13 protein-coding genes and 2 pseudogenes are annotated in these 14,759 nt (G+C 70.6%); 2 read left to right on the forward strand and 13 right to left on the reverse strand.

Going from position 1 to position 14,759, the window contains the following annotated elements; translation table 11 throughout:
* Positions 1-146: 146 nt before the first annotated feature.
* From nusB to ADBZ5U_RS08510, 3 genes are all read right to left on the reverse strand, one after another.
* Entirely contained in the window at positions 147-620 is a 474-nt protein-coding gene (gene nusB / locus ADBZ5U_RS08500; RefSeq protein WP_526264369.1) for a transcription antitermination factor NusB, read from the reverse strand.
* 2 nt (positions 621-622) lie between these two features.
* A complete protein-coding gene (gene efp / locus ADBZ5U_RS08505; RefSeq protein ID WP_526264371.1) occupies positions 623-1,186 on the reverse strand; it encodes an elongation factor P in 564 nt (187 codons plus the stop codon).
* Positions 1,187-1,271: 85 nt separating this feature from the next.
* A complete protein-coding gene (locus ADBZ5U_RS08510) occupies positions 1,272-2,363 on the reverse strand; it encodes a M24 family metallopeptidase (protein ID WP_526264373.1) in 1,092 nt (363 codons plus the stop codon).
* Positions 2,364-2,396: 33 nt separating this feature from the next.
* On the opposite strand from ADBZ5U_RS08510, the gene ADBZ5U_RS08515 reads away from it, so the two are divergent.
* Entirely contained in the window at positions 2,397-3,017 is a 621-nt protein-coding gene (locus ADBZ5U_RS08515) for a B-4DMT family transporter (protein WP_526264375.1), read from the forward strand.
* A 37-nt stretch (positions 3,018-3,054) separates the two neighbouring features.
* On the opposite strand, the gene aroQ is transcribed toward ADBZ5U_RS08515, so the two are convergent.
* The 10 genes and pseudogenes from aroQ to ADBZ5U_RS08565 all read right to left on the reverse strand — a co-directional run bounded on the left by aroQ (position 3,055) and on the right by ADBZ5U_RS08565 (position 13,722).
* Positions 3,055-3,483 (reverse strand): type II 3-dehydroquinate dehydratase, encoded by a 429-nt coding sequence (aroQ, locus tag ADBZ5U_RS08520; protein ID WP_526264377.1) that lies wholly within the window; start codon positions 3,481-3,483, stop codon positions 3,055-3,057.
* Entirely contained in the window at positions 3,480-4,559 is a 1,080-nt protein-coding gene (gene aroB / locus ADBZ5U_RS08525; RefSeq protein WP_526264391.1) for a 3-dehydroquinate synthase, read from the reverse strand. Before aroB ends, aroQ begins: the two co-directional genes overlap by 4 nt.
* 132 nt (positions 4,560-4,691) lie before the next feature.
* A pseudogene (locus ADBZ5U_RS08530) lies at positions 4,692-5,221 on the reverse strand (shikimate kinase); the annotation flags it as partial.
* Positions 5,221-6,432, reverse strand: a complete 1,212-nt coding sequence (gene aroC, locus ADBZ5U_RS08535) for a chorismate synthase (protein ID WP_526264379.1) — start codon at positions 6,430-6,432, stop codon at positions 5,221-5,223. The gene aroC and the pseudogene ADBZ5U_RS08530, both read right to left, overlap by 1 nt.
* Before the next feature lie 65 nt (positions 6,433-6,497).
* Positions 6,498-6,941 (reverse strand): prepilin peptidase, encoded by a 444-nt coding sequence (locus tag ADBZ5U_RS08540; RefSeq protein ID WP_526264393.1) that lies wholly within the window; start codon positions 6,939-6,941, stop codon positions 6,498-6,500.
* A 29-nt stretch (positions 6,942-6,970) separates the two neighbouring features.
* The gene (locus ADBZ5U_RS08545; RefSeq protein ID WP_526264381.1) at positions 6,971-7,786 is read right to left on the reverse strand and encodes a shikimate dehydrogenase; all 816 of its coding nucleotides are present in this window, start codon (positions 7,784-7,786) and stop codon (positions 6,971-6,973) included.
* A complete protein-coding gene (locus ADBZ5U_RS08550) occupies positions 7,783-9,033 on the reverse strand; it encodes an endolytic transglycosylase MltG (protein WP_526264383.1) in 1,251 nt (416 codons plus the stop codon). The genes ADBZ5U_RS08545 and ADBZ5U_RS08550 overlap by 4 nt, the downstream gene beginning before the upstream one ends.
* 2 nt (positions 9,034-9,035) lie before the next feature.
* Positions 9,036-9,524, reverse strand: a complete 489-nt coding sequence (gene ruvX / locus ADBZ5U_RS08555; RefSeq protein WP_526264385.1) for a Holliday junction resolvase RuvX — start codon at positions 9,522-9,524, stop codon at positions 9,036-9,038.
* A complete protein-coding gene (gene alaS / locus ADBZ5U_RS08560; protein WP_526264387.1) occupies positions 9,521-12,244 on the reverse strand; it encodes an alanine--tRNA ligase in 2,724 nt (907 codons plus the stop codon). Before alaS ends, ruvX begins: the two co-directional genes overlap by 4 nt.
* A 134-nt stretch (positions 12,245-12,378) precedes the next feature.
* Positions 12,379-13,722 (reverse strand): replication-associated recombination protein A, encoded by a 1,344-nt coding sequence (locus tag ADBZ5U_RS08565; RefSeq protein WP_526264389.1) that lies wholly within the window; start codon positions 13,720-13,722, stop codon positions 12,379-12,381.
* A 451-nt stretch (positions 13,723-14,173) separates the two neighbouring features.
* Here ADBZ5U_RS08565 and ADBZ5U_RS08570 point away from each other — a divergent pair.
* Positions 14,174-14,759, forward strand: a pseudogene (locus tag ADBZ5U_RS08570) (hypothetical protein); the annotation flags it as partial.

A 14,759-nucleotide genomic window follows, 5' to 3' on the forward strand; every position in this document is an offset into this window, starting at 1 on the left:
ATCTACCTGATCCAGAACTTCCCGGACCTGACCTCGCCGGCCGCGGCCGTGGCCGGCAACACCGCCATGGCACGACTGCAGTCGGCGCAGCCCCGGTTCGTCCGTCGCAGCTACCAGGCGCTCGACCTGTGAGCCTCGCGGCCGGACTACCCGTCTGGGTCCGCGTCCCGCACCGCCGCTTGGGCGGCGCGGATCTGCGGCGTCAGCAACATGATCTGTCCGAGCACGCCGTTCACGAAGCCCGGGGATTCGTCGGTGGACAGTTCCTTGGCCAGCCGGACCGCCTCGTCCACCGCGACCGGTTCGGGCACGTCCCCGGCGTGCAGCAGTTCCCACACCGCGACCCGCAGGATCGCCCGGTCCACGGCCGGCAGCCGCTCCAGCGTCCAGCCCTGAAGGTGCGCGCTGATCAACTCGTCGATGTGGTCGCCGTGCTGGGTCACCCCGCGGGCGACGGCCACGGTGTAGGGGTTGAGCCCGGACACGTCCCGGTCGGACTCGGCCAGCGCGGAGCGCGCGGCGGCCACCTCCGCCGGAGACAGCCCACGGGCCTCGGCCTCGAAGAGGAGATCGACGGCGCGCTTGCGGGCCTGGTGTCTGCCTACCTTGCGCTCAGCCACAGTCAGGCATTGACTCTGCCCAGGTAACTGCCGTCGCGGGAGTCGACCTTGAGCTTGTCCCCGACATTGATGAACAACGGGACCTGAATCTCGGCGCCGGTCTCCAGGGTGGCCGGCTTGGTGCCGGCGCTGGAGCGGTCGCCCTGCAGGCCGGGCTCGGTGTGGGCGACCTCGAGTTCGACGGTGACCGGCAGTTCCAGATACAGCGGTGCGCCCTCGTTGAAGGCGATCTGCACCGGCATGCCCTCCAGCAGGAAGCCCGCCGAGTCGCCCACCAGCGACTCCGGCAGCGGATGCTGTTCGTAGTCCTCGCTGTCCATGAAGACGAAGTCGCTGCCGTCGCGGTAGAGGTAGGTGGCGTCGCGGCGGTCGACGGTGGCCGTCTCCACCTTGACCCCGGCGTTGTAGGTCTTGTCGACCACCTTGCCGGACAGCACGTTCTTCAGCTTGGTCCGCACGAAAGCCGGGCCCTTGCCGGGCTTGACGTGCTGGAACTCGGTGATCTGCCACAGCTGGCCGTCGATGTTGAGCACAAGGCCGTTCTTGAAATCGGCAGTGGTCGCCACGGGGGAAGCTCTCCTCGCATTGGAGTTCGATGTCCTGCGGCAGCTTACCCGGGCGCGGACGTCGGGCCGTCGTCGCTGGTCACCGTCAGCTCAGGACCGTCAGTTCCCTGGGGAAACGGGACAGCGGTTCCGGGTCCCGCGCGCCGACCGCCAGGGTGTCCTCGATACGCACGCCCCCCCGATCCGGAAGGTACACACCGGGTTCCACCGTCACCACCGACCCCGCCAGCAGCACCCCGTGAGCAGCGGAGTTGATTCCCGGCGCTTCGTGGATCCGCAGGCCGACCCCATGACCCAGGCCGTGTCCGAAGTGCTCGCCGTAGCCGGCGTCGGCGATGACCCGCCGCGCGGCGCCGTCCACCTCCGCCAGGGCCGCCCCCTGCTCCGCGGCCGCCACCCCGGCCTGCTGGGCGGCCGCGACCAGGTCGTAGATCTCCCTCTGCCAGGCCGCGGCCCTGCCGAGCACGAAGGTGCGGGTCATATCCGAGTGGTAGCCGGCGACGAGTGCCCCGAAGTCGATCTTGACGAAGTCGCCGCGGGCCAGCACCGCGTCGGTCGGCCGGTGGTGCGGGACCGCGGAGTTGACGCCGGAGGCGACGATCGTCTCGAACGACGGCCCGTCGGCGCCGCGGTCGACCATCAGTGCCTCCAGTTCGCGGGCCACCGATTTCTCGGTGCGTCCCGGGCGCAGCCCGCCGCCTTCGACCAGTTCGGCCAGCGCCGCGTCGGCGGCCCCGCAGGCCAGCCTCAGCAGCGCCACCTCGCCGGCGTCCTTGACCTCGCGCAGCGCCTCCACGGTCCCCGGGGCGCGCACCAACTCGCCCCGCCGGTCGGCCAGTTCGCCGGCCAGCGCGTCGAAACCGTCGACGGTGACGACGTGGCTCTCGTATCCGATCCGCCGCGCGCCGGCCTCCGCCGCCCGGGCGACGAGGTGGCGGCCGCAGGACCGCTCGATCGCGGTGAGCAGGTCCGGAGCCTGCCGCGCCGCCTGGGTGCGGTACCGGGAGTCGGTGGCCAACACCGGAGCCGTGTCGTCGGCGAACACCAGCAGCGCCGCGTTGGAGCCGGTGAACCCGCTCAGATAGCGGACATTGACCAGGTCGCTGACGATCATGGCGTCCAGCCCCGCCGCTGCCAGACACGCCGCCAGCCGGTTCCGACGTTGGCAATGTGTCACGGTGGGTGACGGTACTCGCTAGGCTGACTCTCCGTGACGACGTGGTTGCCGCGCGGAATCCTTTTCGCGATCGGGATGGTGGTGGTCAGGATTGCCCAGGGCAGTCTGATCAACGCCTCCCCCACCAACGCCGGCACCATCAGCTTCGCCCTCTGTGGGCTGCTCGGTCTGGCCGCCCTGCTCTGGGGTCTGATCGACGGTCTGGCCGACGCCCGGAAGAACGAGGATCCGGACCGCCGCCGCGACCTGTCCATGCGCTGGATGCTGGCCGGTTTGATCGCCGGGGTGGTCAGTGGGCTGGCGACCTGGATCATCTCGCGGTCCTACGACGCGGTGTACGTCGACAGCCTCGGCCCGGAACTGGCCGTCTTCCCGGCCTTCACCGCCCTGCTGGTCTTCATTCCGGCGACCATCGGCACCGCCGCGGGCCGCTGGCTGGTGGACCGCCGGCGCCCGCCGAAGCCCCGCCAGCGGATGCCCGGGACTGCTCGCGACGACGTGTTCGCGGCGGCTCTCGCCGAGGATCCCGCCGCCCGGTACGCCTCGACCGAGCGCAGCGAGGAGACCTGGCGCCAGGAGTACCGGGAGGCCAACCGGGAACGGCATGAGGACATCGAACGGCGCATTCACGACCACGAACGCATCGAGGAATAGGCCGGATCCCGGCCTGTGGTCTCTTCAGGCGGTGATTTCAGGCGTTGGCGGCCAGATACCGCAATGCCAGCAGGTAGCCCTGCACCCCGAGACCGGCGATCACCCCGGTGGCCACCCCGCTGAGGTAGGAATGATGCCGGAAGTCCTCGCGCTTGTGGACGTTGGAGATGTGCACCTCGATCAGCGGCGCGCGCAACTCCGCGCAGGCGTCGCGCAAAGCGACCGAGGTGTGGGTCAGTCCGCCCGCGTTGAGGATCACCGGGTCCCCGGCGTCGGCGGCGGCGTGCACCCAGCCGATCAACTCGGCCTCGCTGTCGCTCTGCCGCACGACGGCCGACATTCCGAGTTCGGCGGCCTCGGATTCGATCATCGCCACCAAGTCGTCGTGGCTGATGCGGCCGTACACCTCCGGTTCGCGCCGGCCGAGCCGGCCCAGGTTCGGGCCGTTGAGGACGAGGACGGTCACCGGTTGGACACCTCCGCGTAGGCGGCCGCCAGCAGGGCCGGGTCCGGCCCCTCCAGGCGGCCGGGTTTGGCCAGGCCGTCGAGAACGACGAATCGCAATGTGCCAGAACGGGTCTTCTTGTCCCCTGCCATGTACTTGAGCAGATCGGGAAGGGCGTCGGCGTCGTAGGACACCGGCAGGCCCAACGCCGTGAGGATGTCGCGATGCCGTCGCACCGAGGCATCGTCGAGACGGCCCGCGAGCCGGGCCAGCTCCGCGGCGTAGACCAGACCCACCGCGACCGCCGCACCGTGGCGCCACCGGTAGCGCTCGCGGCGTTCGATCGCGTGGGCCAGGGTGTGCCCGTAGTTGAGGATCTCGCGCAGCGAGGATTCCCTCTCGTCGGCGGCCACCACGTCGGCCTTGACCTGGACGGCGCGCCGGATGAGTTCGGGCAGCACATCTCCGGCCGGATCGAGGGCCGCGTCCGGGTGGGCCTCGATCCGGTCGAGGATCACCGGGTCGGCGATGAATCCCGCCTTGACGACTTCGGCCATGCCCGCGACCAACTCGTTGCGCGGCAACGTCTTGAGCAGGTCCAGGTCCACCACCACGGCGGCGGGTTGGTGGAACGCGCCGACCAGGTTCTTCCCGGCATCGGTGTTGATGCCGGTCTTCCCGCCGACCGCGGCGTCGACCATCGCCAGCAGGGTGGTGGGCACGTGCACGATGTCGACGCCGCGCAGCCAGGTGGCGGCAACGAAGCCGGCGACGTCGGTGGCGGCCCCGCCGCCGAGGCTGACGACGGCGTCCTTGCGCCCCAGCCCGATGCGGCCGAGCACCTCCCAGATGAACCCGACCACGGGCAGGTCCTTGCCCGCCTCGGCGTCGGGCAACTCGATGCGGTGGGCGTCGACTCCGCTGCCGGACAACTGTTTTCGGATGAGTTCGGCGGTGTCGGTCAGCGCGGGCTGATGCAGGATCACCACCTTGTGGCGGGAGCCGAGCAACTCGGCGACGGTGTCGAGCAGACCGGATCCGATGATGACCGGGTAGGGCGGATCGACGTTGACGTCGATGGTCACGGTGTCGCTCACTCGCGTGCTCCGGCCCGGCGGGCCAGGGTGGCCGGGCTGACCGGGCCGCCCTCGGCCGGCGCCGTCGGGGAGGCGGTCGACGGGGCGGGACCGCTGCGGGAGGTGCCGCTGTCGGCGTTGCGCCGCCACGGCGGTCGCCGCCGCCGCGGGGCAGGCGGATTCTCGAGGCGTCCGACGAGATCGCGGACGACCGCACCGGGATTGCGCCGGTTGGTGTTGAGCCGGATGGTGGCCACGCGCCGGTAGAGCGGTACCCGCTGACCCATCAGTTCGCGGTACTTCTCGGCCCGGTCCGACCCGGCCAGCAGCGGCCGCGCCGTGCTGCCACTGGTTCGGCGCACCCCCTCGGCCGCACTGATCTCCAGGTAGACCACGGTGTGGCCGGACAGCGCCTCGCGCACTGCCGGCGTGGTGACCGCGCCTCCGCCCAGCGACAGGATGCCGTCGTGATCGCGCAGGGCATCCCGGATCACCTCTTCCTCGAGGCGCCGGAATCCGGGTTCCCCCTCCTCGGCGAAGATCTCGGCGATGGTGCGTCCGGTGCGCCCTTCGATCGCGGCGTCGGTGTCCAGCAGCGCGAGCCCCATCGCCTTGGCCAGCCGCCGCCCGATGGTGGACTTTCCCGAACCGGGCAGTCCGATCAGCACGGCCTTGGGCGCCATCACGCGATCCCGACGGCCGAACCGCCTTCGCGTGCGGCGATCTCGTGCAGATAGCCCTCGATGTTGCGGCGGGTCTCGGCCAGCGAGTCGCCGCCGAATTTCTGCAGCGCCGCGCGGGCCAGCACCAGAGCCACCATGGCCTCCACGACCACTGCGGCCGCCGGCACCGCGCAGACGTCGGAGCGCTGATGGATCGCCACGGCCGCCTCACCGGTGGCCATGTCCACCGTGGACAGCGCGCGCGGAACGGTGGAGATGGGCTTCATGGCGGCCCGCACCCGCAGCGGCTGACCGTTGGTCATCCCGCCCTCCAGGCCGCCGGCCCGGTTGGTGGAACGCAGCACACCGTCGGGGCCGGGGAACATCTCGTCGTGCGCCCCGCTGCCGCGCCGACGGGCGGTCTGGAAGCCGTCGCCGATCTCCACCCCCTTGATGGCCTGGACACCCATCACCGCGGCGGCCAGTTGGCTGTCGAGGCGCTCCTCACCGCTGGTGAAGGAACCCAGGCCGACCGGCAGGCCGTGGGCGACGATCTCCACGACCCCGCCCAGGGTGTCGCCGTCCTTCTTGGCGGCCTCGATCTCGGCGATCATCGACTCCTCGGCTGCCGCGCCGAACGCCCGAACCGGGCTCTCGTCGATCCGTGGCAGGTCGGCCGGGGCGGGCGGCGGCCCGTCGTAGGGTTCGGAGGCGCCGATGGAGACGACGTGGGAGACCACCTCGACACCGAGTGCCTGCCGCAGGAACGCCCGGGCGACGGTCGCCGCCGCCACCCGGGCCGCGGTCTCCCGGGCGCTGGCCCGTTCCAGGACCGGCCGGGCGTCGTCGAAGCCGTACTTGAGCATCCCGGCGTAGTCGGCGTGGCCGGGCCGGGGCCGGGTCAGCGGAGCGTTGCGCGCACCGCCCTCCTGGTCGAGGAGGCTCGCGTCGACCGGGTCGGAGGCCATCACGGTCTCCCACTTGGGCCACTCGGTGTTGCCGATCTCGATGGCGATCGGCCCGCCGAGGGTGCTGCCGTGCCGCACCCCGGCGAGCACGGTCACCTCGTCCTGCTCGAATTTCATCCGCGCGCCGCGGCCGTACCCGAGGCGGCGGCGGGCCAGTTGGGCGGCGATCTCGGAGGAGGTCACCTCGACGCCGGCCACCATGCCTTCGACCACGGCTACCAGCGCGCGGCCGTGAGATTCCCCGGCGGTGATCCATCGCAACACGGGATCATCTTCCCACGTCGGCGACTGCCGACCCAATCCGCGGGGTCACGATTCGGGGCGGGGATTCACAGCACAGCCGGCGCCGCGGCAAGCAGGCTCGCCGCGCACATCGAAATGCCGTGCGGGACGGCCAGGCCCCGCCGGAATCCGGTCCGCCATCCGGGTCGACGCACGGCGGCCACCGTCCCGGCCACCGCGGTCAGCATCGGCGCCCCCGCAGCCGCCGGCACCCAGACCGCACTCCCCAGGGCTCCGGTCAGCGCGCCCAGGGCGACGGCCAGTTTGACGTCGCCGCCGCCGAGTGCGGCCGGGTCGGCGAGGTGGATCACCAGGTAGAGACCCCCGAGCGCGATCGCACCGAGCAGGGCCGGCAGCCCGCGGCCGCAGGCTGCCGCCCCGAGCAGAATCAGAACGGCGCCGGTGACGGTCAGCGGATTGGGCAGCCGGCGCCGCCGGACGTCGATCACCGACAGCACGGCCGCCCAGGCCACCACGAGAGTGCAGCACAGCGCCTCGAGGACTCCCATACCGCGGCACGCTAATCCAGTGCGGCCGCCATCTGCGGTCGCGGCGCCGGACGCCCTGTGAATTGTTCGACCTGACTGAACGCCTGGTGCAGCAGCATCCGCAGGCCGCTGACGACCTCTCCGCCGCGGGCCGCCACGGCCCGGGCCAATGGTGTCGGCCAGGGGTCGTAGATCGCGTCCAGCAACACCGGAACCCCCGCAAGGTCGTCGGCGAGTCCGGCGGCGGCCTGCGCCGGGATGGTGCTGACCGCCACGTCGGCGTGATCGGCCGCCGCTTTCAAGGCGGGACCGGCGATGTCGCAGAACGCCGTCGACACGCCCAGCCGCGAGCCGAGGTCGAGCAGCCCGGCCGCTTTGCCCGCACTGCGCGCGGCGACGGTGATCTCCCGGGCGCCGAGGCCGGCCAGCGCCACCACCGCGGCGGGCGCGGTTCCGCCCGAACCCAGCACGAGCGCGCGACGCAGCCCGCCGCGGTTGCCCACGGAGGTTTCACCGAGCGCCCCGGCCACTCCGTCGACGTCGGTGTTGTCCGCCCGCCACCCGGCGGCCGTGCGCACCAGGGTGTTGGCCGAACCGACCAGTTCGGCCCGTTCGGTACGTTCGTCGGCGACCCGCAGGGCGGCGAACTTACCCGGCATGGTGACCGACAGGCCGACCCATTGCGGGCCCAGAGACGCCACCAGGGAAGGCAGTTCGTCGTCGGTGCACTCGATGCGCTGGTAGGTCCAGTCGTCCAGGCCGAGCGCGCGGTAGGCCGCCAGGTGCAATTGCGGCGACCGTGAGTGCGCGACCGGCGAGCCCAGGACGGCCGCCCTGCGCGCCGTCATCGCCCGGAGTTGAGGAATCCGCTGTCGAGAGCCTTGTCCCGGTTCGCCAGGTGTTCCTGGTAGTCGCTGGTGAACAGGGTCGTGCCCTGGGCGTCGATGGTGACGAAGTACAGCCAGTCCCCCGCCTCGGGCTTCTCGGCGGCCGCCAGCGCATCCTCGCCGGGCGAGCAGATCGGCGTGGCGGGCAGACCGGCCTGTGCGTAGGTGTTCCACGGCGTCTCTCTGGCGCGGTCCTCGTCGGTGGTGGCCACCTCCTGGCGGTCCAGCGGGTAGTTCACCGTGGAGTCGAACTCCAGCCGGTCGTAGTCGCTGGAGAGCCGGTTGTAGATGACACGGGCCACCTTGGCGAAGTCGGCGGGCTGGGCCTCCTTCTGCACCAGCGAGCCGACGACGAGCACCTCGTAGGGCGAGATGTTGAGCCCCTTGGCCGCGTCGAGGATGCCGCCCTTGACGTAGCGCTCGCCGCTGTCGCCGACCAGCTTGGCCAGGATCTCCTTGGGCGAGGACGACGGATTGATGTTCCAGGTGCCCGGCGCGATGAGCCCCTCGAGTCGGCGGTGGCTCTGGGCCATCGCGCCGGCGCCCTTCATCGCCCAGTCCGGCACATTGAGGGACTGCAAGGTCCCCTCCTCGGCGGCGGCCTTGAGGTCCGCGGCCGACACGCACCTCCTGGTCCCGTCGAGTTCGACACAGCTGGCGTCGGCGATCAGGGTGAAGATGCCCGGGTTGACGTCCCCGGCGCCGATGGGCGTGATGTCGTCGAGTTGCTTGCCCTCCGGGATGACCAGCTTGCCGACCCGCGACTTGGGATCGGTCAGCTTCTGCACCGCGGTGGCCGCCGGGATCTGGGTCCGCAGCTTGTAATAGCCGGGCTGGATGGCGGCCAGTTCGGCGTTGCCCGACGCCGCGCCGACGAACATGCCGACTTCGGCGATGACGTCCTTGTCCACCAGGTCCTGGGCGATCACCGACCCGGAGTCGCCGGGCTTGACCTCGACGATGACGTCTTCCTTGCCCTCCCCGGTGTAGTCCTTGAGCATTTCCGGTCCGCCGAAAAGCCGCGGACCCAGCAACCAGGCGCCCACGGCCAGCGCGGTGAGCAGGCCCAGCAGGCCCAGGATCCGGCCCCGGTTGCCCGACCGGCGCGGTCTGGCCGTCCGGCCGGTCGCGCCGACCGCCCGCGGTTCGGCGCGCTCGGTGCGCAGTTCGTCGGACTTGAAGTCCTCGGGTCTCACGTCGTCGGACATCGTCAGTCTTTCGGTGTCGTGGCCGCGTTGCGGCGTTGGTCCAGCCAGCCTTGCAGGATTGCCACGGCGGCAGCCTGGTCGATCATCCCCCGGTGTTCCTTCGCCCGTACACCGGCCTCCCGCAGCGAGCGCGCCGCGCCGACGGTGGTCAGCCGCTCGTCGGCCAACCGGACCGGCACCGGGCCGATCCGCGCTGCGAGATCCTCGGCGAGCGCCACCGCGTCCCGGGCGGAGCTTCCCGCCCGGTCCGCCAGGGTTCGCGGCAGGCCCACCACGACCTCCACCACGTCGTTCTCGGCCACCAGCGCGGCCAGTCTGCGCAGGTGGGTGCCGACCCGGTCGCGCCGCACGGTCTCCACCGGGGTGGCCAGAATCCCGTCGGGATCGCTGACCGAGACCCCGATGCGCACCGTGCCGACATCGACGCCGAGCCGTCGGCCCCGCCCGGGGTCGTCGGTTCCCGGCCGGTCGGGCAGGCGGTCGGTCATCATCGACTCCGGGCCAACTCCGCGCGCACGGCAGCCAGCGCGGCGTCGATCCCGGCCGGGTCCCTGCCCGAGCCCTGGGCCAGGTCGGCCTTCCCGCCGCCCCGCCCGCCGACCGCGCCGGCCACCACGCCGACCAGCTCGTCTGCCCGCACGCCGGCATCCCGGGCGGCGTCGTTGGTCGCCACCACGAACGGCACCGACGGGCCCTCGCCACCGTCGGGCCCCTCGGCGACCAGAACCACCACACCCGGGTCCGATCCCAGCCGGGAACGGATGTCACCGACCAGCGAACGCAGGTCCGCGGCGGTCATTCCCGCTGGCATCTGCTTTGCCACGAGGCGCACCTTACCCACCGATTCGGCGCTTGCCGCGGCATTACCGGCCGAAGCGCGCGCCGAGGAAAGTCGGGCGCGGTCCAACTCCTTCTCGGCGGATCTGAGCCGTTCGACCAGGTTGGCGACCCGGGCCGGGACCTCGTCGGAGGGCACTTTCAGCGAGGACGCCAGGCTTGCCATCAGTGCGCGCTCCTTGGCCAGGTGCCGGAACGAGTCCAGGCCCACGTAGGCCTCCACCCGACGCACCCCGGAGCCGACAGAGGACTCGCTGAGGATGGTGATCGGTCCGATCTGGGCCGAGTTGTGGACGTGGGTGCCGCCACAGAGTTCCAGCGAGAACGGTCCGCCGATCTCCACCACCCGCACCCGGTCGGGGTATTGCTCGCCGAACATCGCCATCGCGCCCATCGCTTTGGCCCTGTCCAGTTCGGTGACGAAGGTGTTGACCGGGAAGTCGGACTGGACGGCCTCGTTGGCGACTTCCTCGACCTGGTTGCGCTGTCCCTCGGTCAGCGCACTCTGCGAGTTGAAGTCGAACCGCAGATACCCGGGACGGTTCAGCGAGCCGGCTTGAACAGCATTGGGCCCCAATACTTGTCGCAGCGCGGCGTGCACCATGTGGGTGCCGGAGTGCCCCTGGGTGGCGCCCCGGCGCCAAGCCGGGTCGACCGACGCGACGACGCTGTCGCCCTCGACGAACTCGCCGGACTCCACGTTGACCCGGTGCACCCACAGGGTCTTGCCGACCTTCTGGACGTCGGTGACGGCGGCTCTGGCCGACTCGCCCGCGCCGGCGCCGCCGATCCAGCCCACGTCGGCGATCTGGCCGCCGGACTCCGCGTAGAGCGGGGTGCGGTCGAGAACGATCTCGACCCGCTCCGGCGGCGGGGTTTCGGAGTGCACCCGAGGATGGTGGGCCACCACCGGCACCCGCTTGCCGTCGACGAAGATGCCCAGGACCCGGGCCTGCGAAGACAGCTCGTCGAAGCCGGTGAACTCGGTGGGCCCGGCGTCGACCAGTTCGCGGAACGCCGAGAGGTCGGCGTGGGCGTGCTTGCGTGCGGCCGCGTCGGCCTTGGCCCGGCGTCGCTGCTGCGCCATCAACTCGCGGAAACCCAGTTCGTCGACCGTCAGGCCGGCCTCGGCGGCCATCTCCAGAGTCAGTTCGATCGGGAATCCGTAGGTGTCGTGCAGGGTGAACGCGTCGGAGCCGCCCAGAACGGTCGAACCCGCCGAGCGGGTGGCCGAGGCGGCGTCCTCGAAGAGCTTGGAGCCCGAGACCAGCGTCCGGTTGAACGCGGTCTCCTCGGCGACGGCGATGCGATGGATACGGTCGAAATCCGACGCCAGTTCCGGGTACGACGGGGCCATCGCATCGCGGACCGTCTCCATCAGTTCACCGACGATGGGCCCTTCGATGCCGAGAAGCTTTGCGGCGCGGACGATCCGGCGCAGCAGGCGGCGCAGCACGTAGCCGCGGCCCTCGTTTGAGGGGGCCACACCGTCGCCGATGATGATGGCGGCGGTCCGGGTGTGGTCGGCGATGACGCGGTAGCGCACGTCGTCGGCCTGGTTGCCCTGCCCGTACCCGCGGGGCGCGTACTGCGCCACCTTGTCGATCACCGGCCGCATCAGGTCGGTCTCGTAGACGTTGTCCACGCCCTGCAGCAGGCAGGCAATGCGCTCGACGCCCATGCCGGTGTCGATGTTCTGCCGCGGCAGCGGGCCGAGGATCTCGAAATCCTCCTTGGACGTGCCCTCGCCGCGCTCGTTCTGCATGAAGACGAGATTCCAGATCTCGATGTAGCGGTCCTCGTTGGCCTCCGGCCCGCCCTCGACGCCGTAGTCGGGACCACGGTCGTAGTAGATCTCCGAGCACGGGCCGCACGGGCCGGGGATCCCCATCGACCAGTAGTTGTCGGCCATCCCGCGGCGCTGGATCCGCTCGGGCGGCAGGCCGGCCACCTCCTGCCACAACCCCACGGCCTCGTCGTCGTCGTAGAAGACGGTGGCCCAGAGCCGGTCCGGGTCGAACCCGTAGCCCCCCTCGGAAACCGGCTTGGTCAGCAGCGTCCAGGCCAGTTCGATGGCCCGGCGTTTGAAGTAGTCGCCGAAGGAGAAGTTGCCCGCCATCTGAAAGAAGGTGTTGTGGCGGGTGGTGATGCCGACCTCGTCGATGTCGGGGGTCCGGATGCACTTCTGGATGCTGACGGCGGTGCTGTACGGGGGCGTGCGCTGGCCCAGGAAGAACGGGACGAACTGCACCATCCCGGCGTTGACGAACAGCAGGTTCGGATCATCGAGGATCACCGAGGCGCTGGGCACCTCGGTGTGACCTGCGTCAACGAAGTGATCCAGGAACCGCTTCCTGATCTCGTGGGTCTGCACGGGTGGGCTCGTCCTTGTTTTGGGGTGCTGGCTCGCGCGCTGGGGTTCTGGAGCATCGACCGGCTCACACTACCGGCTTACCGGGCCACCAAGCCGAGCCTCACCGGCAGCACGCCGGTGCGCACGCCTCCAGCTTAGGCGCGGCGGCGCCGGACGATGGCGCGCAGCTTCTCTAGCCGGCCGGCGATCTCCCGTTCGGCGCCGTGCGAGGTGGGTCGGTAGTAGTCGGCGCCGACCACCTCGTCGGGCGGATATTGTTGTGCCACAACACCATCGGGGTCGTCATGCGGATACCGATAGCCCTGGGCGTGTCCGAGCCGGACCGCTCCCGCGTAGTGGCCGTCCCGAAGGTGGGGCGGTATCAGCCCGGCTTTCCCCGCGCGGATGTCGCCCATCGCGGCGCCCAGCGCGGTGGTGACGGCGTTGGACTTCGGCGCGGTGGCCAGGTGGACGGTGGCGTGGGCCAGGGTCAACTGGGCCTCGGGCATTCCGATCAGCGCGACGGTCTGCGCGGCGGCGACCGCGAGCGGCAACGCGGCCGGGTCGGCCATGCCGATGTCCTCGCTGGCGAGGATCACCAGCCGGCGGGCGATGAACCTCGGGTCCTCCCCCGCCACCAGCATCCGGGCCAGATAGTGCAGTGCGGCGTCGGTGTCCGAGCCACGGATCGACTTGATGAAGGCACTGACGACGTCGTAGTGCTGGTCGCCGTCGCGGTCGTAGCGGACCGCGGCGCGGTCCAGTGACTGTTCGACGGTCTCGACGGTGATCGTGCTCGTACCCGATCCGGCCGATTCGGCCGCGACCTCCAGCGCGGTCAACGCCCGTCGGGCGTCCCCGGCGGCGAGTCGGACCAGCAGGTCGAGCGCATCGTCGGCGACGGCGACCGCGCCGTTCAGGCCGCGCGGGTCGGCGACGGCACGCGCCACGACGGTGCGGATGTCCTGCGGGCCCAGCGGCTGCAGTTGCAGGATCAGCGACCGCGACAGCAGCGGCGCGACCACCGAGAACGACGGGTTCTCGGTGGTCGCGGCGACCAGCAGCACCACCCGGTTCTCCACGGCGGCCAGCAGGGCGTCCTGCTGGGTCTTTGAGAAGCGGTGCACTTCGTCGATGAAAAGCACCGTCTGGTTTCCGTACGCCGCCGCCCTGCGGGCCTCGTCGATGACCCCGCGGACTTCCCTGACCCCCGCCGAGAGCGCGGAGAGCGCCTCGAACCGGCGGCCGGTCGAGTGCGAGATCAATGACGCCAGTGTGGTCTTCCCGGTGCCCGGGGGGCCGTAGAGGATCACCGACGCCGCGCCGGAACCCTCCACCAGCCGGCGCAGAGGCGAGGCCGGGCCGAGCAGGTGGCTCTGACCGACCACCTCGTCGAGGACGGCCGGGCGCATCCGCACCGCCAGCGGCGCCGAGCGCCCCGGCGCAGCGGACGTCGCAGACACTTCGCCGTCGGGAACGTCGAACAGGCTCTCGGACATCGTCTTCAGGCTTACCACGCTGGATACCCGCCCCCCGCGGGCGGGCGGGCGGGCGGGGGACGCCTCTCAGCAACCCCGGTGCTCATGGCGGTCTGGGCATCCAGGATCACCGAAATCCAAAGTCTTGATGTTTTGCGCCGAGGCCCCGGGCGCGTCAATTTTCCCGCTCTTCCCTGGCCTTGATGAACCGGCGGGTGAACCTTCGGAGGCGATTGGCCGAAATCCTCGGACAACTTTTGCCGAAAGCTTGCGAGGCAAACAGGCCGTGGCTAGTTTGATGACCCTAACCGGAATACAGACGACCTGGCTGCTAGGCAAGGCTGTCGGATCTTCTGTGTAGCTATCGAGCCGCATAGGACTCTGGGCAGCCTGCCTGGTCTGGCTGCCGCGGTGTCCCCGAGGGGGGCGCGAACGCCGCCTAGCTGGGACGGCGCGCGAAAGGGAGAACCCTGTGGCAGACAAGATCCCCAACCAACCTCTCAATATCGTCGACAACGTCGTCGACCGCCCCTACACGGTCCAACGGCTGGTGGAACGGCCCGTCGAGAAGGTGGTCGACAAGGCGGTGACCCTGGAACGGGTGATCGAGCGGTTGGTCGTCGACACCGTGGACACCGTCGTCGACAGGCCGGCTCAGGTGTCCCGCGTGGTCGAGCGCCCGGTCGTCACGGTGGTCGACGAGGTGGTCGACAAGGCCGTGAAGGTGGCCCGCCAGGTCGAGCGCCCGGTCGTGACGGTCGTCGACACCGTGGTGGACAAGCCGGTCAAGGTCTCGCGCACCCTGGAGCGCCCGGTCGTGACGGTCGTCGACACCGTGGTGGACAAGCCGGTCAAGGTCTCGCGCACCCTGGAGCGCCCGGTCGTGACGGTCGTCGACACCGTGGTGGACAAGCCGGTCAAGGTCTCCCGCACCCTGGAGCGCCCGGTCGTCACCGTCGAGGACACCGTCGTCGACAAGCCGGTCAAGGTCTCCCGCACCCTGGAGCGCCCGGTCGTCACCGTCGAGGACACCGTCGTCGACAAGCCGGTCAAGGTCT

The organism is Mycobacterium sp. (assembly GCF_040398885.1).
Classification (GTDB): Bacteria; Actinomycetota; Actinomycetes; order Mycobacteriales; family Mycobacteriaceae; genus Mycobacterium.